The following is a 24422-nucleotide window of genomic DNA, read 5'->3' on the forward strand; positions in this document are numbered from 1 at the left end:
GGTGGGTGATTTGCCGACCAGGCTGTCAGTGCGCCGGCTCGTCAGGTGTATCTTCCGGCGTCTTGCAACAATGTTCGAGCCAAAGAGCTGCCGCTACCAGCGCAATTGCGGCGCCCAACCCCACCCACGCGCCCGGCGTGTCGGAGGCCGCGGCCTGCAGAACCGAGCGCTGTGGGATGAGATACACCAGCACTCCAACCCAGACACCCACGGTAGCTGAACCGACCAAAGCGGATGCTTTTGCCAATGCCAGCGCGCGGGCGGCAGTGATCGGATGGAGCTGTCTGAGCCCGTCGCCGACCTGACGATTCTTGACGCGCGCACGAATGACAAAAGCGAAGACGGCTTCGGCAACGGCCACGAAGTACAGCGACGCTCCCGCATAAACAGGGATGGGTGGCATCGAACCGTAGAACACGCGAATCAGAATCCAGGTGGCCACGGCCGCAACCGCGGCCAGAACCGCGAGTGCACTGATCCGGGTCGGCTTCAATCCGTTGTCTTGTTCGGTCACCGCGCAAGCACCACATCGGTAGTGCGCACACCTTCACGTTCGCTGCGATCGAGGCCGTCCAGAATTTCTGCCACCGACAACTTCCGACCGTCGACGATCAGCGTCGCATCAGGCTCGACGTCCAGCCAGGGAACAAGCACGAAGGCACGAAGATGAGCCCGGGGGTGCGGAAGTGTGAGTTCAGGATCGGAACTGACGACGCCGTCGCAGTCGACCACGTCCACGTCCAGGCTCCGGGGTCCCCAACGCAGTTCGCGCACCCGGTCGGCGGCTTCTTCGAGAGCTTGCGAACGGCGAAACCATTCAGCGCTGTCGGCCTCGGGGTCGTCGACCACCACCACCGCATTGTAGAAATCCTGTTGCTCGACGCCACCCCACGGCGCCGTCGAGTAGACCGGTGAGACAGCAACGACGGCGCTGCCCAACCCGTCGACAACGGACTGCAGGTGAGCCACGCTGTCGCCGATGTTGGAACCGATCGACAGAACAGCGCGCGTCATGCCGATCTGGTCCGATGTGCGACGACGGCGACGTCCGCGAAGACCAGCGGAATCGGCGCCGACGGCTTGTGCACCACGACCTCGACGCTCTCGACTCGCGAATCCTTCATGACGTCGTCAGCGATCTCGGCAGCGACGGTCTCGATGAGATCGCGCGAAGGGCCGGCGACGATGGCTGCGGCGGCTTCCGCCAACTCGCCGTAGTGCAGGGTCTGGGTCAGATCGTCCGACGCCGCCGCGGGCGCCAGGTCCATCCACACCGTGATGTCGATGAAGAAGTCCTGACCGTCACGCTTCTCGTGGTCGAACACTCCGTGATTGCCGCGAACCTTCAGCCCGCGCAATTCGATTCGGTCCCCCATGTCAGGCCCTTTCTCGTCCACGGTTCCAGGCGTCGACCACGGCAATGGCGTCGAGCGAGGCTTGTGCGTCGTGCACCCGAACGCCCCAGGCGCCTTCGCGCGCCGCAAGGGCGGAGACCACGGCCGTCGCAGTCTCGCGGCCGGCCGGCGGGCGCGGATTGCCTTCCGGATCACTGAGCAGCGACCCGAGGAACCGCTTACGGGAAGCGCCGACCAGGACCGGGAATCCGAGTGCGTTGAACTCGGGCAGGGCCCGCAACAGAGCCCAGTTGTGGTCGGCGTTCTTCGCGAACCCGAGGCCGGGGTCGAGGATGATCGACGACGAATCAACGCCCGCCTTCAAGGCCAGGTCCACCTGCGACAGCAGTTCGTCGCGGACGTCTCGGACCACGTCGTCGTAGTGATCGGCACTGCCACGATGGACGTAGTCGCGGGCCGAGCGCCAATGCATGAGGATCCAGGGCACTCCGGCGTCGGCCACAACGGACGCCATGTCGGGGTCCGCGCGACCGCCCGAGACGTCGTTGACGATCCCCGCGCCCGCTTCGATCGCGGCTGCGGCGACAGAAGCACGCATCGTGTCGACGCTGACGCGGATTCCCGCAGCAACCAGTTCTTCGATCACCGGGGCAATACGATCGGCCTCGAGTTTCGGGTCCACTCGCGTGGCACCGGGACGCGTCGACTCGCCGCCGATGTCGACGATGTCGACGCCTATGCGTTGCAGTTCGAGCCCACGAGAGATCGCCGCGTCACGATCGAGAAATTGGCCACCGTCGGAAAACGAATCGGCGGTGACGTTCAGAATCCCCATCACGACCATCCGGGCCGGATCGCTGCCTGCAACGGGAGCCGCGGACATCTCGCTCACTTACGAAGGATGAGGTCCAGCGCTTCGGACCGTGAGGCCGCGCTGGATTGCAGGAGCCCACGAACCGCAGACGTGGTCGTGCTGGCTCCGGGCTTGCGGATACCGCGCATCGCCATGCACAGATGCTCGGCTTCGATGACGACGATGGCTCCACGCGGGTCGAGCTTGCGCATCAAAGCGTCCGCGATCTGGCTGGTCAGGCGTTCTTGAACCTGCGGACGCTTGGCGTACAGGTCGACAACACGCGCCAGTTTCGACAAACCGGTGACCTTGCCGGACTTTCCCGGGATGTAACCCACGTGGGCAACACCGTGGAAAGACACCAGGTGGTGCTCGCACGTCGAGAACATCGGAATGTCTCGCACGAGCACCAATTCCTGATGCCCCTCGTCGAAAGTTGTGTTCAACGCATCGTCGGGTTCGGAGTACAGACCCGCGAAGATCTCCTTGTACGAGCGCGCCACCCTGGCCGGCGTATCGAGCAGGCCTGGGCGCTCGGGATCTTCACCGACCGCGATCAACAATTCCCGTACGGCAGCCTCTGCCCGCGCCTGATCGAACGGGCGGCCCGTTCCGAGCGACACCAGTTCACTGGCCACATCATTCACCGACAACCGAACTCTCCTCGAGAATTGTTCACAGGTCCCCCGCCGCAGAGCCTAGTGGCGCAAGGTCAGCGAGATCCGTCCGGTCCGTCCCAGCGAACGGTGCTCGGTCCCTCGTCCTCAGCCGAATGATGCGGCGGAGGAGTTTGCGGCTGTTCCGGTGCGGGGCTCTGCCACTGGTTTTCACCCGACGGGTTTCCCCGGTTCGGATCGGCGAAGGGTCCACTGTCCGGGTACTGCACCGGGTAGTCGGGCTGTGCGGGGTAACGGCGGCCGGGATGCGGCTGCTCCGGGTACGCCTGCTGTCCCGGATGCGGCTGGCCGTACTGCCCCTGATCGGGCTGGGGCTGACCGTACTGGCCCTGTGGCGGGTTCGGATTCTGTCCACCGGTGTATCCACCCGACTGCTGTCCGGGGTACGTCGGCGACTGGTTCTCACGCGGAGGCCAACCCGGTGCCGACCATCCGGCGGGCGCTCCGTAGTCGGGTGTACCCGGTTGCGGAGCGTTCTGCGGAGCACTCGGCTGCGGGTACGACGGCTGTGCGTAGCCGTTCGAGGGTCCCTGGTTGCCGTTGTTGGGGAGTCCGCCGTTGTTGGGAACACCGTTGTTGGGTGCGCCTGCCTTGACGAGAACAGGTGCGGCAGCGGGCTCCGGCCAAGTTTCGCCACGCTCGATCGCGAGTTCGCGCGGAGTCTTCACCGGCGGACGATCCGAAGGCGTGCGCCCACCGAAATCGTTGAAAGCCGTGATGCGCGGGCGCTTTTCGACGCCGGCAAGGATCTTCTCGAGGTCCTTGCGAGTCAACGTCTCACGTTCGAGTAGTTCGGTCGCGATGAGGTCGAGCGCATCGCGGTACTCGTTGAGGATTGCCCACGCTTCGGTGTGCGCCGCCTCGATGAGGTTGCGCACCTCCTCGTCGATTTCCCGAGCGATTTCATGTGAGTAGTCGGACTGCACGCCCATCGAACGGCCGAGGAACGGATCCCCGCCCTCCTGGCCGTAGCGAACCGCGCCGAGCTTGGCACTCATGCCGTATTCGGTGACCATCGCGCGGGCGATCTTTGTCGCCATGTCGATGTCCGAGGACGCTCCGGTGGTGGGCTCGTGGAACACCAGTTCCTCGGCGGCACGTCCACCCATTGCCATCACGAGACGAGCGATCATCTCGGAACGCGTCATCAAACCCTTGTCGTCCTCGGGCACGGTCATCGCGTGACCACCTGTGCGACCGCGAGCGAGGATCGTGACCTTGTAGACCGGCTCGATGTCAGGCATTGCCCAGGCAGCGAGCGTATGCCCGCCCTCGTGGTAGGCCGTGATCTTCTTCTCGTGCTCGCTGATGATGCGACTCTTACGACGCGGCCCACCGACAACACGGTCCACCGATTCCTCGAGTGAGGCTTCGGTGATGACGGTTCCGTTTTCGCGTGCGGTGAGCAGCGCAGCCTCGTTGATGACGTTGGCGAGATCGGCGCCCGACATTCCGACGGTCCGCTTGGCGAGACCTTCGAGGTCGGCGTTGGGATCGATCGGCTTGCCCTGCGAGTGCACGCGCAGAATCGCGCGGCGACCGGCGAGGTCGGGGGCGCCGACCGGAATCTGGCGATCGAAGCGTCCCGGACGCAGCAGTGCGGGGTCCAGGATGTCGGGGCGGTTGGTTGCGGCGATCAAGATGATGCCGGTGCGATCCCCGAAGCCGTCCATCTCGACGAGCAACTGGTTGAGCGTCTGCTCGCGTTCGTCGTGTCCGCCGCCCAGACCTGCGCCGCGCTGACGACCGACAGCGTCGATCTCGTCGACGAAGATGATGCAGGGGCTGTTCTGTTTGGCCTGCTCGAACATGTCGCGAACACGCGAAGCACCGACACCGACGAACATCTCGACGAAGTCCGAACCGGAGATGGTGAAGAACGGGACGCCGGCTTCGCCTGCAACAGCGCGAGCGAGCAGCGTCTTACCGGTTCCGGGAGGGCCGTACAGCAGCACACCGCGAGGAATCTTGGCGCCGAGCGCCTGGTAGCGAGCCGGGTTCTGCAGGAAGTCCTTGATCTCGTACAGCTCTTCGACAGCCTCGTCCGCACCGGCGACATCGGCGAACGTGGTTTTCGGCATGTCCTTGGTGAGCTGCTTGGCCTTCGACTTACCGAATCCCATGACTCCGCCGCGACCGCCGCCGCCCTGCATCCGGTTCATGACGAAGAAGAAGATGCCGAACAGAATGATCATCGGCAGCACGAACAGAAGGATCGACGTCAGCCAACTCTCCTGTGTGACCGAAGTGTTGAACTTGTCCGCACCGGCGCCTTCGACCTTGTCGAAGATCTGCTCCGACGCACTCGCGGGGTACTTCGCCAGGATCTGCGTCTTACCGTCGGTGGCGTCGTTGCCGTTCTTGAGCCACAGACGAACCTGCTGCTCACGGTCGTCGATCTGCGCCGACGCAACATTCTTGGCGTCGAGTTGGGAGATCGCGACCGACGTGTCGACGGTCTTGAAGTCGCGGGTGTCGTTGCTGAAGTAGCTGAAGGCATAGATCACCAACAGCACGACGGCTACGAGTAGCACGTTACGGAACACAGTCTTACGGTTCATACAGGTCGGCCGATGTGGCCGGTCCTTTCGAGAGTGCGGGTCTGCCAGGTCGCCTTCCGGCTGCCAACCGGACACCTGCAGGTTACCGCGATCGGCCCCATCGATGCCCGCCAGCAGCCGTGCCGCTTGGTCGGAACGGTCGTCACTGTGTTCAACGTGCGTATTGCCGATCAGGTTCCCGGGCTACGCCGCAGCACAGTTTCCCGTGAGCGAACAGGCTCACAGTGGTTATCGTGCGCTTTCCCGTGCCCTTCCGTCGTTATTCGTCAGGCCGTGTCGGAGAGGATTCCCGCAACAGCGTCAGCGGCGCCCGACGGGTCACCGTCGATGATGCGGTGTGCGAGCTGATCGAGTCGCGCAGACAGCCGTGCCGAGGATTCGGGCACGTCCGCCTGCTGGGCGATGGTGTCGTCGAGATCCGCCAACAAGCCACCTCCGGCCAGGTGTCTGACGCAACGCCATGTCTCGGCGAAGTTCCTCGCGGTGCCGTCGTCGGTCAGCATCGCGACCCGCAGCGCAGCGTTGGGATTCGACGCCGCCGCCCGAGCCAGGCCGGCCATGATCGCTTCCCTGGCCGCAGTCAGTTCGTCGACGGTTCGATCCTGCAACCGCACGCTTGAGTCTGTGGAGCGGCCTACGTCGGGCGTCGGTGCTTCGCGAATCACCGCTCCGTTGCCGTGCTGGATTTCGACTCGGCCCCGAATCTCGAGGGCAACGAGCGCCTGAGCCAGCGATGCGCGGCTCACGCCGAGTTCGGCAGCCAGGCTGCGTTCGGGAGGAAGGCGATCGCCGGGCGAAAGACCTTGAGCCTCGATGAAATTCGAAATGTGCTCGGCCAGCTGCTCGTACAGACGCGGACGCTTCAATCGTCCGGGCAGGCCCGAGCGCGATCCGGGCGATGACGTCGAATTCATGCCTCGGAGTGTACTTGACAAATGGAGCAGTGGCAGAGAGGCTAGGCCAATTCCAAGTGATGCAGACCACAAGCTGGTCGCGAACGGATTGAGAGTTCGATGGCAAATGTCATAGCCCTGTCAGTACTTGTCCTGGTGTTCGTCATATCCACCGTGAGGTCGGTGAACATGGGTGCGCTTGCCCTGGTGGCTGCCTTTGTCGTCGGAACACTGGTCTTCACCGTCGATACCAGCGAGATACTCGACGGCTTCCCGGCCAGCCTCTTCGTCATCCTGGTCGGCGTCACCTACCTGTTCGCGCTGGCCAGAAACAACGGCACGGTCGACTGGATCATTCACGCGGCCGTCCGGGCGGTCAGAGGACGAGTGGCCCTCGTGCCATGGGCGATGTTCGCGGTGTGCGCGGCCGTCACCGCCATGGGCGCGGTCAGTCCCGCTGCCGTCGCCATCATCGCGCCGGTGGCAATGGGCTTCGCCACCCGCTACCGGATCCACCCCATGCTGATGGGCTTCATGGTCGTCCAGGGCGCAACTGCGGGCAGCTTCTCCCCCATCGGAATCTTCGGTGTCATCACCAACGACGTCATGCGCCAGAACGGTCTCCCGTCGAGCCCGGCCTTGCTGTTCGTCTCGACCTTCGCGGCCGCGGCCGTTGTTGCTGCCATCGCCTACGTCTCGTTCGGCGGTCGCGCACTGATTGCGCGCGGCGCCTCCGAACGCGTGCTCGTCAACGCAGTCGGCAACGCGTCTGGCGGTGGCGACACCATCACCGGTTCGGGTCCCGGTGACAGCTCGCAGGGTGGCGGCAAGTCCTCCGGTGGGCCCGCTCCGCACGAGGGAGCACTCAATCTCGAGCGCCGACTCACCCTGCTCGGACTGGCGTCACTTGCACTCGGCGCCTTGGTCTTCGACCTCGACGTCGGATTCACCGCACTGACCGTCGCGGTACTCCTCACTCTGATCTTCCCGGCCTCCGCCCGCGGCGCCGTCGACAAGATCAGCTGGGGCACCGTGCTCCTCATCGGCGGAATCGTCACGTACGTCGCTCTTCTGCAGAACCAGAACACGGTCCAGTGGCTCGGGGATTCGGTTGCACACGTGGGTATTCCACTTCTCGCAGCCTTCTTGATCTGCCTGATCGGCGCGATCGTCTCGGCGTTTGCATCCACCACCGGAATCCTCGGAGCACTTATCCCCTTGGCTATTCCCTTCCTCATGACCGGTCAGGTCAATGCAACCGGCCTGGTCATCGCGCTGGCAATCTCCTCGTCTCTGGTCGATTGCAGTCCGTTCTCGACCAACGGCGCGCTGGTGGTGGCGAACGCCGCTCCGGATGAACGCGACGTGGTGTTCGGGCTGACGATGCGGTGGGGCATGACCATCATGGTGGTGACACCGATCCTCGCCTGGTTGCTGTTCGTTGTTCCCTGGTCCGTCTGAATCTTCCGTTAGAGAAAGGAAACACGCGATGAACAGCGGATCCACACTTCTACGTTCCCTCGACCCCCACACATTCGACGATCACGGAGCGGCGGTCAGTTTCGGCGAAGGCGCAACCCTCTCTCGCGCCGACCTGTTGGCCGCCGCCACCGCGGTCGCCGATCGAATCCACGGTGCGCAGCGAGTGGCAGTACAAGCCGCCGCCGGCCTCGATACGGTGGTCGCTGTCACCGGCGCGCTGATCGCCGGTGTCGCCGTCGTCCCGATTCCATTGGACTCCGGCCCGCTCGAACGTCAGCACATCATCGCCGACTCCAAGGCCGAACTGATACTCGGAGAAGGACCGTCGGATTCGAGTATCCCGTTGGTTCCCATCGATATTCACGCGCGATCCGCGACGCCCTATCCCGAACCGAGCGCGGCAGCTACCGCACTGATCATGTACACCTCGGGGACCACGGGATCTCCGAAAGGCGTCGTCCTCTCACGAGCGGCGATCGCAGCAGATCTCGACGCACTTGCCCACGTGTGGAATTGGACTCCGGAGGACACACTCGTCCACGGACTGCCCCTCTTCCACGTCCACGGACTGATCCTCGGAGTGCTGGGCGCGCTGCGCGTGGGTTCACCGCTGATTCATACCGTCAGACCAACCCCGGATTCGTATGCCGCAGCGGGTGGCTCGTTGTACTTCGGTGTTCCGACCGTCTGGTCACGCGTGTGCGGTGATCCCTCGGCGGCGGCAGCATTGCGATCTGCGCGCTTGCTCGTGTCCGGAAGTGCACCACTTCCGGTTCCATTGTTCGAGCGGATGAAATCGCTGACCGGGTTGGCACCGGTCGAGCGCTACGGAATGAGTGAAACCCTCATCACCGTCAGCACGACGCACGACGGCGAACGTCGCCCGGGTTGGGTTGGGCACGCTGTTCCCGGAGTCAGGACGAGGTTGCGCGGCGAGAACAGTGAACTGTCGGTGCACGACGGCGAGCAGCTAGGACAACTGGAAGTTGCGGGCGCCGTTCTCTTCGACGAGTACCTCGGGAACCCCTCGAAGACAGCGGAATCCATGACCGATGACGGTTGGTTCCGCACCGGTGACATCGCGGTGATCGACGAAAACGGATTCCACCGCATCGTCGGTCGCGAGTCGGTCGACATGATCAAGTCCGGTGGATACCGCATCGGCGCCGGCGAGGTGGAACAGGCCCTTCTGGCATACCCGGGTGTTCGCGAAGCCGCCGTCGTCGGCGTGCCGGACGACGACCTAGGCCAGCGCATCGTCGCGTTCATCGTCGGGGAGGTAGCCGACTGCGCAGTGGTTTCGGACTTCGTCGCCGAATCGCTGTCGATCCACAAGCGCCCTCGCCAGGTTTGTCTGGTCGACAGCTTGCCGCGCAACGCCATGGGCAAGGTGCAGAAGAAACTGCTGACACCCTGAGCGTCGGGTTCACACCTGAGCTTCACTCAGGTGCGGGCAGGCTCAGCCGCCGTAGACCTCGGGGTCCAGGGTGCCGATGTACGGCAGATCGCGGTACCGCTCGGCGTAGTCGAGGCCGTAACCGACGACGAACTCGTTGGGGATGTCGAAGCCCACGTCGCGGACGTCGACGTCGATCTTGACCGCGTCGGGCTTGCGGAGCAAGGTGACGACCTCGAGCGAAGCGGGGTTACGCGTCTTGAGGTTGCGCATCAACCACGACAGCGTGAGACCGGAGTCGATGATGTCCTCGACGATCAGCACGTGGCGACCGGCGATGTCCTTGTCGAGGTCCTTGAGGATGCGGACGACGCCCGAAGACGAGGTCGAGGATCCGTAAGAGCTGACGGCCATGAATTCCATCTGCGACGGGATCGGCAGGGCGCGGGCGAAGTCGGTCATGAAGAAGACCGCTCCCTTGAGGACGCCGATCAGCAGGAGATCCCCTTCGGGGGCGCCTGTCGGGTAACGCTTGGCGATGTCCTGCGCCAGTTCCGCCGTTCGTGCACGGATCTGTTCTTCGGAGATCAGTACCGATGCGATGTCGCCCTCGTACACGCGTCAAACCCTTCGTCGGTCTTCGAATCCGAGGATCAGCCTGCCACGTCGGCGGGCCGCCACCAACCTCGCCTCCGGTGTTCCGCCGCCGATCGCGACGCCGCCTTGCCCGCGCCAGTCGACAACCAGGGCGTCGACCGCGCGTAACTGTTTGTCCGTCAATGCTTTTGCGCCGCCCTGCAGCAGCCAGGCCCGCAGAGCGCGTCGACGGATTGCGGTGGGCGCTTCGACAAATGTGTCCACTTCCACTTCCCCGTCGACGACAACCCGCAGGAGTAGGGCCTCGGCGTACTCGTCGAGCGCTTCGCCGTCCTCACGCAACTGCGTCGCGGTTCGGGCCAACGCCTCCGGAACTCCCCCGCCGAGAATTTCTTCGAGCAGCGGCAACGCCTCGTGCCGCAGACGCACACGAGTGAATTCGGGATTGTTGTTGTGCGGGTCCTCCCACGGCGTGATTTCCAGGTCGACGCAGGCCGCCCTGGTCACCGATCGACGGATGCTGAGTAGCGGCCGTCCCCAGGGAGCGTCGAATGCAGTCATACCTTGAATCGATCGCCCACCGGACCCGCGGGAGAGTCCGAGAAGCACGGTCTCGGCCTGATCGTCGAGTGTGTGTCCGAGTAGAACCGGGAGGTCAGTTCTGGCGCCACGCAGGGCGTTGTACCGAGCCTCACGCGCTGCGGCCTCGAGACTCCCACCTTCGGCTACGTCGACGGTCAGGACCGTCGCGGTCCGGCAACCCAGCGCCAGTGCCTGGTCTGCGGCCGAGCGTGCGACGGCATCCGAACCATCCTGCAAGCGATGGTCCACGATCAACGCGTCGACCGATTCGGTTTCCACCACCGCCGCCGCGGCCAACGCCAGCGAATCAGCTCCCCCGGACAGGGCGACAACCACGCGGCATCGTGGCTCGTATGCAACCATCCAGGCCCGCACGGCCTGTCGCAGCGCCAGGAGGGCAGGCGTCTCAGGCAGCAGCATCTAGCCGAGAACGCGCTTTACCCACGCGTCGGGGTTGTCGATCTCGTCGAGCAACGGCAGGGTTTCCGGCCCGGTCCAGATGGTGTTGAACTGCTCCATGCCGACCTTGAGAACCACCGCGTCGACGAAGGCCTTGCCACGTACGTACTGCGCCATCTTGGCGTCCATGCCGAGAAGCATCTTGATGATCCGCTGCACAGGGTTGGACTTGCGCTGCCGACGCTTGTCGAAGGCCGCGCGGATAGTTGCCACCGACGGCACCACGGCGGGGCCGACGGCGTCCATCACGTGGTCTGCATGCCCTTCGAGGAGGGTGCCGAGTACGAGCATCCGATCCAGCGCGTCACGCTGGGGTTCTGCCTGCGAGGCGCGCAGCAGTCCGATGACGCCGCCCGCCGTCGCGCCGTCACTCGAGTCGGGTTCCTTCCGCGAGCGCAGCTCTGCGGCGAGGCGCCCGACGACGTCGGTCATCGACTCGTCCACCGTCGCACCGAGTGTTTCGACGGATTCCTTCATGTAGTCAGCGAGCCAGGGCGAGGACGAGAACTGGACCCGATGCGTGACCTCGTGCAGGCAGACCCACAACCGGAAGTCGCTCGGGTTCAGCCGAAGGGACCGTTCGACGGAGACGATGTTCGGTGTGACCAGAAGCAGCGTGCCGTGCTCGCCGGTGAACGGGTCGTACTGCCCCAGGATCGCCGAAGACAGGTACGCCAGCATTGCGCCGGCCTGCAGGCCCGCCGGCTTTCCGACGATGAGATTGCCACTGCCGTCGGGGTCGGCGCCGGTGAGATGCGCCATCGACCGCGAGGCTGCAGTAATCCATCCCGCCCGGTCCAGCACGTCAGCGGCTGGGACCGGAAGACCGTCGGCCAAACCGGTCACTTCACGAACCGGCAGTTCTGCGCGCTTGGACGCTTCGGCTAGTTCTGATGTCGCAGTCTCGGCCGTGTAGCGAGACATCGCGGGGCCGCCGCGCGCCAGTTTTATCCCGGCTTTGGCGGCAAGACTCCAGTCGACGGCACCACCGAGCGGAGCCGAGGCTTCGTCATCTTGTGGAGTCTTTTCGGCCACTATTGGCACCCGCAATTCCTCAATGCTCCGGCAATCGCGTCCAGGGCAGGACGGCTCACTTCTGGCGGCCGGTCATTGGACATCAGTGCGAAGGTGAGCACTCGCCCGTTCTGATCGACCACGAACCCTGACAACGCGCTGGCCGTCGAGAGAGTTCCCGTCTTGGCCCGCACCCAACCCGCACCGGTTCGGTTCCCGGACGCGTAGCGGTCGGACAAACTTCCCGTTCCGCCGGCCACCGGAAGGTAGTCCAGCAAGGGGCGCAGTTTCGGATCACCGTCACCGGCCGCAGCCGTCATGACGCGATCGAGTACCTGAGCGGGAATGAGATCGTCGACGGACAGCCCGCTGGAATCGTGCAGCGAAACTCCGGTGTAGTCGAACCCGGCCGCCTGCAGGGTCTTGCCGGTCGCGTCGACGGCTCCGGTGAACGACGCTTCGATTCCGGAGGCAATCGCGACCTCACGCCCGATGGTCTCGGCGAGCACGTTGTCGGAATGTTCCATCATCTGCAGCAACCGGTCGCTCAGCGGTGCCGACTGCACCGTCGCGATCGGCTTGGCACCCGCAGGCGCCACACCGAGACTCACGTTGGCGGGATCGACACCGAGCGCCCGAGCGAGAACCTTGCCCGCGTCCAACGCGGGAGTCTCCGACCGTGGCGACTCGTCTTGAGTGCCGTCGTACCGACCACCTTCGATCATCACCGATTCGATCGGGGTGATGTAGCCAGCCGCGATGTCAGCGGGGAACCAGCCGGTGGCCATGTTGTCGCCCTTGAACAAGCTCGAGTCCACCACGACGCTGGTCACCGGTGTACCGGCAGCCTTGATCTGGTCGACGAGATCCGCGATGTGAGCAGCATTGGCGTAATACCCGCTCTCCCCCTTCGGCGTCGCCGTCAGCGTCGGATCGCCGCCGCCGACCAGAATGACCTGGCCGGGGCTCGCTCCGGGAACCACCGTCGTGGACAGCCGGTGGTCGAGCGGCAACTTCAGTAGTGCCGCCGATGCGGTCAGTACCTTCGTCGTGGACGCGGGCGTCATCGGCGTCGACGGGTCTGCACTCCACAGAATGTTTCCGGTCAATGCATCGGCCACGACTCCGGTGAACTTCCCCAGATCCGGGTTGGCCACAGCCGGGCCGATCGCCGCGGCGATTCCCGACGAGCTCGGAATCGGTGCGTCCGTCGGGACGGGCACCACCTGCGGTGACGGTGTCACGAGCGCAGGCTGCGGCGACGTAGTCACGGTCGCACTGCCGGCAGTGTCGTTCGACGTACCGAGTTTCACGACGACAACTCCGGCGACGGCCAGTACAACCACTGCACCGACCGCCAGAAGGATGCGGAAGTTGCGCCGTCGACTCTCTTCCAACGAGCCGATCTTCTTCTTTCCTTGGCCCGCCAACGCCCCTCCGTCTGTGCTCTGCCTACTGGGTGGTCAGGCAACCTTATCCTTGACCCGATATCCTTCCGACGAATCATTACCGACACGACAGCGAGGAATCGGCGTGGAGTTCGACGTCACCATCGAGATCCCCAAGGGTCAGCGCAACAAGTACGAGGTCGACCACGTAACCGGTCGCGTCAAACTCGATCGCTACCTCTACACAGCTTTCGGCTACCCGGCCGACTACGGCTTCATCGAAAACACCCTGGGTGAGGACGGCGATCCGCTCGACGCCATGGTCCTGCTCCCCGAGTCGGTCTTCCCCGGCGTAATCGTCGAGGCTCGCGCAGTCGCGATGTTCAAGATGGTCGACGAGGCCGGCGGAGACGACAAGGTCCTCTGCGTTCCGGCCGGTGACCCCCGCTGGGATCACATCCAGGATCTGGGTGACATCTCGCAGTTCGAGCTCGACGCGATCAAGCACTTCTTCGTCCACTACAAGGACTTGGAGCCGAACAAGCACGTCGAGGCTGCCAACTGGGTCGGCCGCGCCGAGGCAGAGGCCGAGATCGAGGCTTCGATCAAGCGTCTCGCCGCCAACGGCGGTCACTGAGCGTCAGTTCTCAGGCCTTACAAAAAATCCCCGCACATCGGAGAATGTGCGGGGATTTTTTGTGCTGTTTCCTACTCGCCCTGGAAGTTCCTACTCACCCTGGAAGACCGGTGGGCGCTTCTGGAAGACGGCGGTGATGGCCTCGGTCAGATCCTGCGAAGGCAGGAACGCCGCGTTCCAAGCTGCGACGTAGCGAAGGCTGTCGTTCACGCTCGCGCTGCGGGTGTGATCGAGCACGTCCTTGATGCCGTGGACGACGAGTGGTGGGTTGAGGGCAATCTCCTTCGCGGTTTCGCGCGCCGCGGCCAGTACTGCATCGGCATCCTCGAACACGTCGTTGACGAGCCCGATCTTCTCGGCGCGCACTGCGTCGATGTCCTTACCGGTCAGCGCCAATTCACGCAGGTGTCCGTCGCCGATGATCGCGGGCAGACGCGCGAGGCTTCCCATGTCTGCGACGATCGCGACCTTGACCTCGCGGATGCTGAACTTGGCGTCGGCGCTCGCGTAGCGGATGTCCGCTGCAGTGATGAGGTCGACGCCGCCGCCGATGCACCAGCCCTGCACAGCTGCGACGACGGGCTTGCGGCAGTCTGCGACGGCATTGATGCCCGACTGCATGCGCTTGATCATGTCGTGGAACTTGGTGCGCGGGCCTGCCTGAGCCTTGTCTGCGAGGACGGCACCGAATTCACCGCTCATTGCCGGCAGGTCCAAGCCGAACGAGAAGTGCTTGCCGGAACCGGCGATGACGATTGCACGCACCTCGGGATCGGCGTCGAGGTCGGCGAAGATTTCGGGGAGTTCACTCCAGAAATCCGGCCCCATCGCATTGCCCTTGCTCGGCCCGATCAGCGTCACCTGGGCGATGTTGTCTTCGCACTCGACGGTGAACGCATTCCAGCTCTTCTGTTCAGTCATTACTCAAGAGTAACTAAAGGTCGAGCTCAGCCGAAGACCCCGGCCCTATCGAAGGCGCTGCCCTATCGAAGACGCTGCCTTCATCCGAAGATTCCTGCCTCGTCCAGGACGAGCACTACGAGCGTGACGGCCATCAGGGCGAACATGATGAGCATCGCCATCCTGGCCGCCCGCTCACTGGTCGGTGGGAAAACGCGCTGCGCGGGATGCTCTGCCACGTACTCGGACAAGGACATGGTCCTGGCGCGTGAGCGTGTCGGATTCTGTACCGCTGCTGTTGTAGCCATGTCGGTGATCCTTTCAACTACGCAATCTCAGTCAGGTACCCCAAAGGTGAAGTACCCGACTGAGTTCGACTTCTCCAATGTAGACCCGCAGACCGAAGAAGTCAGCGTGAGTTTCGTGCGAATTACCTCAGAGTTAGTCCACACAGGGGATGCCGCCATTTGCGTCGGCTCGGATGGGTGATCCCTGTGCTCCCGTGTCGGGAACGGTCCCGGCCGATACCGACGAGTCCGGCTGCGCCGGAGCGGACGAGAACACGGTCTGCGCGTTGTCCTCACCGATCAGTACGGACACCGATTCGGCCGCTGCCTGCTCGTTCGGTACTGCGACCACACCCAACTGCTCGGCCAGCGCCTCTGCGACAGCTTTGGCGCCGACCCCATAGCTGACCACAGACTTTGCCGTCGGAGATGCGGTGCTCACCTGGCCGACTTCAACTCCCGACGCTTTCATCTCCGACGCCAACGCGGCGCCCAACCCGTCCGTCGCGGTTCCGTTGCGGATGTCCACAACTTCGTTCCCGGTCGAGATCGCCGTGTCCATCGCAGGCGCAGACACCGAGTCACCTCCCGCGAAGATCCTCGACACTTCACTACGCAGACGCGTCGGATCGACCATATTGACGTCCTGGCCGTCGACGGTCTCGTATCCCTCGATGGGCAGGGTGTAGAAGTCGATGTTCCCACCCGCGAGAGCGCTTGCCTGAGAAGCGAATCGGACGGGATCCATGGCGGAATCGATCACCACGTCCTTCTTCACCACGTCGGCCAGTGCCGTCATCTTCGGAATGTTGCCGATGACGCCGGAGCCCTTCAAGTTGGCGATCACCGCACTGATGAATGCCTGCTGCCGGTGTGTGCGATCCAAGTCCCCGTTGTCCAGACCGTGGCGTTGACGGACAAACGAAAGCGCCTGTGACGCATCCAGAGTCTGAACCCCCGCCGGGAAGTTGGCGCCCGAGAAGTCGTCCTGCACCGGATTGTTGAGGCATACCTGAACGGGGCCGATAGCCGAGACGACGTCATAGAAACCCATCAGGTTCACTTCGGCAAAGTGATCGATCGGAACCTTGAGCAGATTCTGCACGGTGGTCAGCGTCGAGCGCCTTCCGACTTCGCGTGCTTGTTGTTCTCGTGCAGCAGGATCCGTCACACCGTCCGCTACGAGTTTGGCGTCCGCGTCTGCCTTCGCCATTCCGTAGGCTTCCTTGATCTTGGCCATTCCGTAGCCGGGTACCGCGACGTAATCGTCGCGTGGGATCGCCACCGCACTGGCCTTGCCGCCGTCACCCGGAACATGGAGCAGGATAAGCGTGTTCGTGTTGTACCCACCCACGTCGCTGTCCCCCGCGTGCAACTTGTCGGTGACGAACTCTGCCGGCAGATCGCTGCCGTCCATCGCCTTACGACTGTCGAGCCCGATCAACAAGATGTTGGTATCCCCGTCGAGCGAGCTGCCGGCGGCGTCACCGAGGGCGGAGAGCGCGTCCGATCGGTAGAGCCCCGACGTCAGATCCGACTGCACGTACCACCCGATTCCGACGCCGACCAAAATCGTCGTCGACAAGGACGCCGCCGCCAGCTTGCGCCCCACCGAGAGCGTCGACCGCTGCGGTGGACGCCTACGTCTGTGCCTGGTTGCCGAGTGTCGAGGTCGCGGTTCCACGGCCGACACGCTATCCACCGTTCCTGAGTAGAACCTGTCCATACCGGACACGGCTGGTCATTGGCTGAAAAGACGCTGAGAATGAAGTCCGAATTGGGCGAATCTGCTCTAGGCTCCGCCCTGTGGACCGCCGACGCTTCCTCAGTGCCCTCGCAGCAGTAACTCTGACCGGAACCGCCGCGGTGACCATGGGAACCGCTTGTTCGTCACGTTCGGTCGGGACGGCCATCGCCGCAGCCGACGAACCGGCGGACCCCGTCCCTGTCCCAGATCTCCCGCCTGCCTTGTTCCCGCCTCCACCGCCGTCCGCCCGGGTGCCGCTGCCCGCCGGCGGATCGTTGACCGCCCTGCCCGGTGGCGGAGATCTGCTCGCACTGACGGTTGACGACGGCGCCAGTTCCGAAGTCGTCCGCCTCTACACACAGTTCACAAAAGACACCGGCATCCGTTTGACGTACTTCGTCAACGGGCAATACAACTCGTGGACCGAAAACGCCGGACTTCTGAGACCGCTGGTCGAGAGCGGACAAATTCAGCTCGGCAATCACACCTACTCGCACCCGGATCTGACGTCCGTGTCGAAGCAGCAGATCGCCGACGAGCTGACGAAGAACGGCACGTTCCTGCGCAACACCTACGGCGTGGACGCGGCGCCGTACTTTCGGCCGCCGTATGGAAGGCACAACGCGACAGTCGATTCCGTGGCCGCGAGCGTCGGCTACACCGTGCCCACCCTCTGGTACGGGTCGCTGTCGGATTCTTCATTGATCACCGAGGAGTACATCCTCCAAATGGCGAACCAGTATTTCAATCCGGGGGCCATAGTGATCGGACACCTCAACTATCTGCCCGTGACCCACGTGTATCCGCAACTGGTGGACATCATCCGGAGCCGGAACCTGCGGACGGTCACGCTCAACGATGTGTATCTGAAGCCGTGACGCCGTGGTGACCGCAGCCGACAACGAGGTCCCGGCCGAAAACACGGCTCCGTCGGTGAAACAACGCACCGAGGCCTGGCTGCTCGCGGACATCACCGAGGAACCCGCCGGACATCTCGGGCCACACCGGATGGCACCGAAGAAGGAGAAGCGCCACCCGTGGTGGAAGGTGATGTGCCTGACGGGTGTCGATTACTTCTCCACTCTCGGCTACCAACCCGGTATCGCGGCACTGGCGGCCGGCACGTTGGCTCCCATCGCGACAGTCGTATTGATCCTGCTGACGCTGTTCGGTGCGCTCCCGGTCTACCGGCGAGTGGCTCGCGAGAGTCCGCACGGCGAGGGTTCGATCGCCATGCTCGAGAAACTCCTGCCCAAGTGGCGCGGCAAGATCTTCGTTCTCGTACTTCTCGGCTTCGCAGCCACCGATTTCCTCATTACTATGACGCTCTCGGCTGCGGATGCCACGGCGCACCTCGTCGAGAATCCTTTTGCTCCAACCTTTCTCTCCGGACACACCGTCGCCGTCACCCTGGTTCTGCTCGCGCTCCTCGCCGCGGTGTTCCTTCGCGGATTCACCGAAGCAATCGGTATCGCGGTCGGATTGGTCGCCGTCTACCTCGCCTTGAACGTGGTGGTCATCTCCGTAGGTTTGTGGCACATCACAACCGCGCCGTCATTGGTCACCGACTGGACGCGCGCCATGACCACCGAGCACGGAAACCCGGCGATGATGATCCTGATCGCGCTGATCGTGTTCCCGAAGTTGGCGCTCGGCCTGTCCGGCTTCGAAACCGGAGTCGCGGTCATGCCGCAGATCAAGGGCGAGCCGCACGACACCGAACAGAATCCGCGCGGCCGAATCAAAGGCGCACGGCGCCTGCTCACCACGGCGGCGCTGATCATGAGTGGATTCCTGCTGACGTCGAGCCTTGTCACCACCATCCTGATCCCAGAAAACGAGTTCCAGCCCGGAGGCGCTGCCAACGGTCGCGCGCTTGCCTTCCTCGCGCACGACTATTTGGGTGAGATCTTCGGAACTGTCTACGATCTCAGCACGATTCTGATCCTCTGGTTTGCCGGTGCGTCGGCAATGGCAGGGTTGCTCAATCTTGTTCCGAGGTATCTCCCCCGCTACGGCATGGCGCCGTCGTGGGCCCGCGCCGTGCGTCCTCTGGTCCTCGTGTTCAGCGTCATCGCCATCACTGTCACGATCTACTTCGACGCTGGTGTCGACGCTCAGAGTTCCGCGTACGCAACCGGTGTCCTCGTGCTCATCTCGTCGGCGACCGTCGCCGTTGCCTTGTCTGCTCGCAAACACGGACAGCGAAAGCTGTTCGTAGGGTTCAGTTTTGTCGTAGTTCTGTTCGTCTACACGACGATCGCGAACATCTTCGAACGTCCAGACGGTGTGAAAGTGGCATCGTTCTTCATCGCCGCGATCATGGTGGTGTCCTTCCTTTCCCGGATCTCGCGAGCCTTCGAACTACGGGCAACCTCCGTCGAATTCGACGAGACCGCGCTGCAATTCATCACCGAGGCAGCCGAGAAGGGCTACCTCGCGATGGTGGCGCACGACGTCGATCGTCTCGACGAGGACGAGTATCGGCAGAAGGAATCGCAGCAGCGCGCCGAAAGCAATATCCCGGAGGCGGAGTCGATCATCTTCATCGAGGTAAACGTCACGGACTCCTCCGAATTCAGCACCGACCTCCTCGTCCACGGCCGACAGCGCGGTGAGCACCGGATCCTCTGGGTCGACAGCCCTGCCGTCCCCAACACCATCGCGGCGGTTCTCCTGCGGACGAGAGACATCACCGGCGTGATTCCCGACGTCTACTTCGAGTGGACCGAGGGAAATCCGATCATGTACCTGCTCCGATTCCTCTTCATCGGTGAGGGCGAAACCGCTCCCGTGACCCGTGAGGTCCTTCGCCGCGCGGAACCCGACCAGTCCAGGCGGCCCCACGTCCACGTCGGTTGACGCCACACTCCCCCGACCGCTCACGTGGGTACAGGTGCGGCGTTGCTCGAACAGCCAGCATCGTTTATTACATCGGATCAACAACTGATCGGGAGTTGCTGTCTCGGAATGGGTGTAGGACGGGGGTTTCGCCCCAGTGGCAGGCGAGTCGGTCGACGGCGCGGTCTACCCAAGATCTGTCTGCCTCGCCGGTACCCTCACCTCGCCGAGCACGCGCAACAGACAGAAGAAAGTGAGTCAGTGATGGTCGGGCGAGTGGTCGGCGAGGACGTTTTCCAGGCCCGGTTGAACGAGTTGTTCACGCCGCCGATCGGCGACTGACCAACAGTGCGGTGGCGAAGGGTCTTCTGGCACGCGGCTGCCGAGTCTCGACACCGTATCTCTCGCAGTTGCGCAACGGCGTTCGTACCAGCCCGTCGGATGAGGTCGTGGGTGCGCTCGCCGACTACTTCGGCGTCTCCTCCGGCCACTTCTTCACCATCCCATGGACCGGCGACCGTACCCTCGTCGAGGGCAAGGACGCGACCATCGTCGAACGTCCCGACGACCCAGAACTGAAGCAGCTGCTGCAGGCCGCGAACGAGCTCTCGGCGACCTCGCTGGAACTGTTGCTGAAACTCGCTGCGAGACTGCGCATTTCCGATCAACGCCGCAAGGCTCCCGCGGACTCACCGGGCTACATCCGACTTGCCGAAGCAGCAGTAGGAATTCGTCGCACCACTCCGACGAGATAACGCTCGTACCGGCCGTCGCCAATCTTCCAATGCCGGGTTGCCGAACAATCACTGGGCCGAACAAACAGTCACCATTTCGTGACCATGAGGCTCGTCACACCCCTCGCGTGAACAAACCGCCTGGTCCGAGCGCTCGGGAAATGTTTCCGTAACTTCGAGTACGACTTTCGGCGGACAGGCTCGGGCATTGGAGGCTAGTCGGACACCTGGACGGTGTTGTAGCGTCCCGGTCAGACTAATAGTTAAGTTTCGGCAATCCCCCGGGTTGCTGGACTCTTCACTCATCCGCAGGGAGACCGACCATGGCCATCACGCCTCTCGAGACCACTCGCACGCAGGCAGGAAAGCGTCGCATCGGCAAGGCCATGTGCACCTGTGCTGCGGCTTCGTTCGTCTTGATGGCGGGCTCTATCGCCTTTACCGGTGCCGCGTCGGCGACCCCGACGGCGCTGCCGGACAAGTTCGCGAGCACGGCCACCGATGACGGTTGGACATTGAATCTGGCGGCTACCAAACTTTCGGCGAACCCGGTCCCGAACCTGGCGACAACAGCGTTCACCCGCGAGGGGTTCGTGTCGGCGAAGGTCACCGGCACCCTCTCCGGAGCAGGCAATTCTGCGGTGAAGACGGGGTACATCGAACAGGGGTTGCAGATCGGTTGCCAAATCGATGTGTCCTCCGGCCTCGGCGTGGGACTTGGTTTTTCCCTCGGCCCGTCCGTCGGGGTCAGCATTTCGGGGGTTCCGTCGGCGAACGTCGGCGTGAATGCCTCGGTGAACCCGAGCATCCAGACCACCATCGCACCGGGCACGATCACCACCATCCCACTCGGCAAGAAAGACCTCGAGGCCGCGAAAGCCTCCATCACGGCGGAGAACGTGCACGTCAAGGTCGATGCGTGCATGGGCCCGGTCACGATCCGTTCGTACGCGCAGTTCGCCGTGTCGACGGCGACGTCGGACAACAGTGTGTTCGTGTACTCCGATCCCACCTGGCTGTAACCCACGGGACTTTCGCCGGCGGGTAGCGCCGCGCCGCAATCGCACGTCTCGGTTCACGTGCTCGACAGCTTTTGGCGCTGTTACCCGACACTTTCCACTTTTCCATCCATCCATCCATCCATCCATCCATCCATCCATCAGAGGAGCATCATGTCTTTGACTCGTACGAAGAAACTCGCAGCCACGACCGCGGCCGCATCACTCGCTGCCGGCGGGATTCTGCTTGCTACCGCCCCAGCCGCAATGGCTGCTCCCGTGATGTTCGAGGGGCCGGTTCCGGCGCAGTACGGTGCACCGGTGGTGCAGGTTCCCCTCAACCATGCACTGACTGTCGCGGCCCGCGACAGTGGAATCGTGACTGCACTCTCGAACGCGAACGTCATGATCCCCGTTCCCGGGTGGGAGACCGTGATCGACGTATCGGCTGATGTCCTGGCGCGCCGGACGGCAATTGCTGCCCAGTATCCGAACGGGTGCACATCATTCCAGTTCTATCTCCCGCCGGCGGGAGGGTGGCTCGCCGGAGCTACCTCGTACGTCAACTGCCCCTGGTAGAGCGCACCCTCGTCCTGTCCACTGCTGCATCTCCTCCCTGTGACCGCCCGTTCCTAGGTCGGTGTCGGGTATCTCGAGTCCCGCGTTTCTCGTTGGCGGGGAAAGGCATTCACCTCCGATGACGACCTCACCGAACGCCCCGATGACCTCACCCACCCGCCGCGACATCACAGCCGAGACTGGGTTGCCGTACGTGCCGCCAGGAACCATTCCAGCTCCGGCATCCGCGTATGACGGTCTACCCCGAGATACAGCCGTTGCTGGTGATAGGGGATGGGATCGCGACAGTGAACTGAGTCAGATGTCGAAGGCTGTGATCGCGACCGTGTTCGGGCTCGCACTGTTGATCGCGGCGTTTGCGGTGATCGGACGCCTCGGAGGATGGGCTGCCGATTACGGGACGATTCTGGTGTATCTGGCGTTCTTTCTGTGGATGTCGATCGCAGGACGGGTGTTCTGGTGGGGCGCAGACACACTCATCGCCGAGATTCGGAAGAAGTCGAACACGGGTGATTGCCGGTGAAGCCTGCGCGCCGGTTCGACCGCACCTCACCGACCACGGTGATCTCCACCGTGGTGGTGCTCGCGGCAATGGTGATCGCACTGCTGGCGCTGCTGATCTTCGCCCCGACCTCCTCCGCAGGACCGGCAGAGGACTGCGCCGCTGTACGGGCACGTGATCATCAGATCTACCTGAACCTGATCGCCTCACTGCCACCCGGTGCCCCCATCCCGCCGGAGTACATCAACCCATGCCTGACGGCACCATCCACGACGGCCACAGCTGCGCCGACGACCACCGTCGGACTCCCCGGTGCGCAGGCCCCGGGCGGCGGCCCCAACGTCGGCGCGAACGCTCCGACGAACTTCCCCACCTACAACGGCACCCCCATCGTCCCCGTACCCGGCGCCGCGCTGTCTGGACAGCCGAATACGCCGACACCACCTGGTATCGAGAACCCTGCAGGAGTCCCGGTTCCGACGACCACCAGCGGACCTGCACCGACCACCCCGCAACCCGCTGGATCGACCGCACCCACGGCGACCACTGATCGTGGTCCCGGACCAGTGCCCGCTTCGACGCCGAATACTGTTTCCGGACAGCCGGAATCGACTCCGTCTGTGACGACATCCGGTCTCGACGAAGGCGACGGCCGTGACCGGTACCTCGAACTCGTGTTGGTCGGTGCCGCCGCATTCACAGCCGGCGGGATCGGAGTACGTGGGCGCCGCTCACCGTTCGGCCCACGCACACCGCTGAATGGCCGGGCACCGGAATCGATACTCTCCCAGGCTGTCGGCACTCTCGCCTCACCCCTGATGCAGTACGCCAAGGGCGGCCAGTCGAAGATCACGGTCACCGAACCCGACGGCGGACGTCGTACGTTCTTCCTCATCCACGACAACACGTCCTCACACGAAGCGGAAATCCCCGTCGACGTCCCGCCCGACGGACACATGAGCGTTAATCCGGACGGCTCCGTCACCGTCTTCGACGCGGACGGAAACCCGGTCTCGGTCGTTGCAGCTCCGTGGGCGTACGACGCCAACGGCAATCCTGTTCCGACCGACTACGAAGTTCGCGACGGCCGTCTCATTCAGAAGGTGTACGCCGACGAAGCGACCGCGTACCCGATTTTGGCTGATCCGCCGGCGAAGAAGGTGAAGGCGCCAGCTTCGGTGGCCTCAAAACAGGTGACGAAGAGCTCGAACACCACGTCGAAGCCGAATTCGATGACGCCGCGCACGAGCCCGCAGAAACCGCAGAACAGTGGGAACACGAATTCGGGCAACACTGCCGGTGGGAGTAAGCCGGCACCGAATTCGATGACACCGCGCACGACCCCACAAAAGCCGTCCGTCAGCGCGGAGCAGCAAGCGACCAATCAACTCGCCGCAGCGCACGGCGACGTCCCGGACGGTTTCACCGGGAATGTCCCGATCAAACCGCGCGCCACCGGGGCGCCGAATTCGATGACCCCACGAACATCACAGCAGGGCAAGCCATCTGGCGACGACAATTGGACCACTCAATTCGGCGGACTCAACGTGATCGGTGGAATCGTTGACACCCCGGCGCAAATGGCGGAACGAGCTACTGCGACGAGGGCGCCGAACGTGTCGACGACACGCGTCGTGTGGCAAGGGGCAGTGAATGGTGTGAAGGGCCTCGCCAAGCCCATCCCGGCTCTGGGGTGGATAGTCACGGGAGCAGCGATAGCCTCCGATCTCACCTCGGAGAATGGGCCCAGTGCCGCCGAATCGGTCGCCACCAACGTGGGAGGAACTGTCGCGGCAGCAGCTGTCGGTGGCGCTGTGCTTGCTATCAGCGCCGCCCCCGTGGTCGTCGCGGTCACCCTTGGCGTGGCCGCTGGCTATGCTGCTGCGTGGGCGATTTCGAAGTTTTGGGGATAGATGTCGGACTCGGATGGAAACAAGGTA

At 63.6% G+C, this 24422-nt stretch carries 24 protein-coding genes; 10 read left to right on the forward strand and 14 right to left on the reverse strand.

Annotated features, from left to right (window positions below; all coding sequences use genetic code 11):
* Window positions 1-25: 25 nt before the first annotated feature.
* From R4P65_RS18435 to R4P65_RS18465, 7 genes are all read right to left on the reverse strand, one after another.
* Window positions 26-493 carry a DUF3180 domain-containing protein gene (locus tag R4P65_RS18435; protein WP_317827687.1) on the reverse strand — a complete coding sequence of 156 codons (468 nt, stop codon included), beginning with the start codon at window positions 491-493 and terminating at the stop codon, window positions 26-28.
* 17 nt (window positions 494-510) lie between these two features.
* On the reverse strand, window positions 511-1014 hold the full coding sequence (folK, locus tag R4P65_RS18440) for a 2-amino-4-hydroxy-6-hydroxymethyldihydropteridine diphosphokinase (RefSeq protein ID WP_317827609.1): 504 nt from the start codon (window positions 1012-1014) through the stop codon (window positions 511-513).
* Window positions 1011-1376 carry a dihydroneopterin aldolase gene (gene folB, locus R4P65_RS18445; protein WP_003945780.1) on the reverse strand — a complete coding sequence of 122 codons (366 nt, stop codon included), beginning with the start codon at window positions 1374-1376 and terminating at the stop codon, window positions 1011-1013. Before folB ends, folK begins: the two co-directional genes overlap by 4 nt.
* A gap of 1 nt (window position 1377) precedes the next feature.
* Complete coding sequence (gene folP / locus R4P65_RS18450) at window positions 1378-2238, reverse strand: dihydropteroate synthase (RefSeq protein ID WP_317827688.1); 861 nt, start codon at window positions 2236-2238, stop codon at window positions 1378-1380.
* Between the two features lie 5 nt (window positions 2239-2243).
* Window positions 2244-2861 carry a GTP cyclohydrolase I FolE gene (gene folE / locus R4P65_RS18455; protein WP_019746783.1) on the reverse strand — a complete coding sequence of 206 codons (618 nt, stop codon included), beginning with the start codon at window positions 2859-2861 and terminating at the stop codon, window positions 2244-2246.
* A 59-nt stretch (window positions 2862-2920) separates the two neighbouring features.
* The gene (ftsH, locus tag R4P65_RS18460) at window positions 2921-5446 is read right to left on the reverse strand and encodes an ATP-dependent zinc metalloprotease FtsH (RefSeq protein WP_317827610.1); all 2526 of its coding nucleotides are present in this window, start codon (window positions 5444-5446) and stop codon (window positions 2921-2923) included.
* 266 nt (window positions 5447-5712) lie between these two features.
* A complete protein-coding gene (locus R4P65_RS18465; protein WP_230816732.1) occupies window positions 5713-6360 on the reverse strand; it encodes a FadR/GntR family transcriptional regulator in 648 nt (215 codons plus the stop codon).
* Window positions 6361-6459: 99 nt separating this feature from the next.
* Between R4P65_RS18465 and R4P65_RS18470 the strand changes: the two genes are divergently transcribed.
* Both R4P65_RS18470 and R4P65_RS18475 read left to right on the forward strand, forming a co-directional pair.
* A complete protein-coding gene (locus R4P65_RS18470) occupies window positions 6460-7800 on the forward strand; it encodes an SLC13 family permease (protein WP_317827611.1) in 1341 nt (446 codons plus the stop codon).
* 28 nt (window positions 7801-7828) lie between these two features.
* Window positions 7829-9238, forward strand: coding sequence for an acyl-CoA synthetase (locus R4P65_RS18475; RefSeq protein ID WP_317827612.1), 1410 nt, complete (start codon window positions 7829-7831; stop codon window positions 9236-9238).
* A 42-nt stretch (window positions 9239-9280) separates the two neighbouring features.
* Here R4P65_RS18475 and hpt read toward each other — a convergent pair whose 3' ends face one another.
* From hpt to dacB, 4 genes are read right to left on the reverse strand one after another with little or no spacing between them, the layout of a single operon-like run.
* Window positions 9281-9835 carry a hypoxanthine phosphoribosyltransferase gene (gene hpt / locus R4P65_RS18480; protein WP_317827613.1) on the reverse strand — a complete coding sequence of 185 codons (555 nt, stop codon included), beginning with the start codon at window positions 9833-9835 and terminating at the stop codon, window positions 9281-9283.
* 3 nt (window positions 9836-9838) lie between these two features.
* Window positions 9839-10816 carry a tRNA lysidine(34) synthetase TilS gene (gene tilS / locus R4P65_RS18485; protein WP_317827614.1) on the reverse strand — a complete coding sequence of 326 codons (978 nt, stop codon included), beginning with the start codon at window positions 10814-10816 and terminating at the stop codon, window positions 9839-9841.
* The gene (locus R4P65_RS18490) at window positions 10817-11890 is read right to left on the reverse strand and encodes a zinc-dependent metalloprotease (RefSeq protein ID WP_317827689.1); all 1074 of its coding nucleotides are present in this window, start codon (window positions 11888-11890) and stop codon (window positions 10817-10819) included.
* The gene (gene dacB / locus R4P65_RS18495) at window positions 11890-13299 is read right to left on the reverse strand and encodes a D-alanyl-D-alanine carboxypeptidase/D-alanyl-D-alanine-endopeptidase (protein WP_317827615.1); all 1410 of its coding nucleotides are present in this window, start codon (window positions 13297-13299) and stop codon (window positions 11890-11892) included. The genes R4P65_RS18490 and dacB overlap by 1 nt, the downstream gene beginning before the upstream one ends.
* Before the next feature lie 103 nt (window positions 13300-13402).
* Here dacB and R4P65_RS18500 point away from each other — a divergent pair, with 103 nt between their 5' ends.
* The gene (locus R4P65_RS18500) at window positions 13403-13894 is read left to right on the forward strand and encodes an inorganic diphosphatase (protein ID WP_003941181.1); all 492 of its coding nucleotides are present in this window, start codon (window positions 13403-13405) and stop codon (window positions 13892-13894) included.
* A gap of 90 nt (window positions 13895-13984) precedes the next feature.
* On the opposite strand, the gene R4P65_RS18505 is transcribed toward R4P65_RS18500, so the two are convergent.
* From R4P65_RS18505 to R4P65_RS18515, 3 genes are all read right to left on the reverse strand, one after another.
* On the reverse strand, window positions 13985-14815 hold the full coding sequence (locus R4P65_RS18505) for a crotonase/enoyl-CoA hydratase family protein (RefSeq protein ID WP_317827616.1): 831 nt from the start codon (window positions 14813-14815) through the stop codon (window positions 13985-13987).
* 80 nt (window positions 14816-14895) lie between these two features.
* Window positions 14896-15102 (reverse strand): hypothetical protein, encoded by a 207-nt coding sequence (locus R4P65_RS18510; RefSeq protein ID WP_124568973.1) that lies wholly within the window; start codon window positions 15100-15102, stop codon window positions 14896-14898.
* A gap of 133 nt (window positions 15103-15235) precedes the next feature.
* Complete coding sequence (locus R4P65_RS18515; RefSeq protein WP_317827617.1) at window positions 15236-16765, reverse strand: LCP family protein; 1530 nt, start codon at window positions 16763-16765, stop codon at window positions 15236-15238.
* 122 nt (window positions 16766-16887) lie between these two features.
* Here R4P65_RS18515 and R4P65_RS18520 point away from each other — a divergent pair, with 122 nt between their 5' ends.
* From R4P65_RS18520 to R4P65_RS18550, 7 genes are all read left to right on the forward strand, one after another.
* The gene (locus tag R4P65_RS18520; RefSeq protein WP_317827618.1) at window positions 16888-17706 is read left to right on the forward strand and encodes a polysaccharide deacetylase family protein; all 819 of its coding nucleotides are present in this window, start codon (window positions 16888-16890) and stop codon (window positions 17704-17706) included.
* Between the two features lie 4 nt (window positions 17707-17710).
* On the forward strand, window positions 17711-19690 hold the full coding sequence (locus R4P65_RS18525; RefSeq protein WP_317827619.1) for an amino acid permease: 1980 nt from the start codon (window positions 17711-17713) through the stop codon (window positions 19688-19690).
* Window positions 19691-20022: 332 nt separating this feature from the next.
* Window positions 20023-20424 carry a helix-turn-helix transcriptional regulator gene (locus tag R4P65_RS18530; RefSeq protein ID WP_317827620.1) on the forward strand — a complete coding sequence of 134 codons (402 nt, stop codon included), beginning with the start codon at window positions 20023-20025 and terminating at the stop codon, window positions 20422-20424.
* Window positions 20425-20726: 302 nt separating this feature from the next.
* The gene (locus tag R4P65_RS18535) at window positions 20727-21425 is read left to right on the forward strand and encodes an MspA family porin (protein WP_317827621.1); all 699 of its coding nucleotides are present in this window, start codon (window positions 20727-20729) and stop codon (window positions 21423-21425) included.
* A 150-nt stretch (window positions 21426-21575) separates the two neighbouring features.
* On the forward strand, window positions 21576-21980 hold the full coding sequence (locus R4P65_RS18540; protein WP_317827622.1) for a hypothetical protein: 405 nt from the start codon (window positions 21576-21578) through the stop codon (window positions 21978-21980).
* 118 nt (window positions 21981-22098) lie between these two features.
* On the forward strand, window positions 22099-22503 hold the full coding sequence (locus R4P65_RS18545) for a hypothetical protein (protein ID WP_317827623.1): 405 nt from the start codon (window positions 22099-22101) through the stop codon (window positions 22501-22503).
* Window positions 22500-24395: a hypothetical protein gene (locus tag R4P65_RS18550; protein WP_317827624.1), complete on the forward strand. Its 1896-nt coding sequence runs from the start codon at window positions 22500-22502 to the stop codon at window positions 24393-24395. Before R4P65_RS18545 ends, R4P65_RS18550 begins: the two co-directional genes overlap by 4 nt.
* The last annotated feature ends 27 nt before the right edge of the window (window positions 24396-24422 follow it).

The sequence above is a fragment of the Rhodococcus sp. IEGM 1318 genome, from assembly GCF_033142465.1.
GTDB lineage: Bacteria > Actinomycetota > Actinomycetes > Mycobacteriales > Mycobacteriaceae > Rhodococcus_F > Rhodococcus_F qingshengii_B.

What these genes read in the sequence shown, in the direction of transcription:
- folK (WP_317827609.1), bottom strand. Translation starts at nt 1,014, where the DNA reads ATGACGCGCGCTGTTCTGTCGATCGGTTCCAACATCGGCGACAGCGTG.
- folB (WP_003945780.1), bottom strand. Translation starts at nt 1,376, where the DNA reads ATGGGGGACCGAATCGAATTGCGCGGGCTGAAGGTTCGCGGCAATCAC.
- folP (WP_317827688.1), bottom strand. Translation starts at nt 2,238, where the DNA reads ATGTCCGCGGCTCCCGTTGCAGGCAGCGATCCGGCCCGGATGGTCGTG.
- ftsH (WP_317827610.1), bottom strand. Translation starts at nt 5,446, where the DNA reads ATGAACCGTAAGACTGTGTTCCGTAACGTGCTACTCGTAGCCGTCGTG.
- R4P65_RS18465 (WP_230816732.1), bottom strand. Translation starts at nt 6,360, where the DNA reads ATGAATTCGACGTCATCGCCCGGATCGCGCTCGGGCCTGCCCGGACGA.
- R4P65_RS18470 (WP_317827611.1), top strand. Translation starts at nt 6,460, where the DNA reads ATGGCAAATGTCATAGCCCTGTCAGTACTTGTCCTGGTGTTCGTCATA.
- R4P65_RS18475 (WP_317827612.1), top strand. Translation starts at nt 7,829, where the DNA reads ATGAACAGCGGATCCACACTTCTACGTTCCCTCGACCCCCACACATTC.
- tilS (WP_317827614.1), bottom strand. Translation starts at nt 10,816, where the DNA reads ATGCTGCTGCCTGAGACGCCTGCCCTCCTGGCGCTGCGACAGGCCGTG.
- R4P65_RS18505 (WP_317827616.1), bottom strand. Translation starts at nt 14,815, where the DNA reads ATGACTGAACAGAAGAGCTGGAATGCGTTCACCGTCGAGTGCGAAGAC.
- R4P65_RS18510 (WP_124568973.1), bottom strand. Translation starts at nt 15,102, where the DNA reads ATGGCTACAACAGCAGCGGTACAGAATCCGACACGCTCACGCGCCAGG.
- R4P65_RS18535 (WP_317827621.1), top strand. Translation starts at nt 20,727, where the DNA reads ATGGCCATCACGCCTCTCGAGACCACTCGCACGCAGGCAGGAAAGCGT.
- R4P65_RS18540 (WP_317827622.1), top strand. Translation starts at nt 21,576, where the DNA reads ATGTCTTTGACTCGTACGAAGAAACTCGCAGCCACGACCGCGGCCGCA.
- R4P65_RS18545 (WP_317827623.1), top strand. Translation starts at nt 22,099, where the DNA reads ATGACGACCTCACCGAACGCCCCGATGACCTCACCCACCCGCCGCGAC.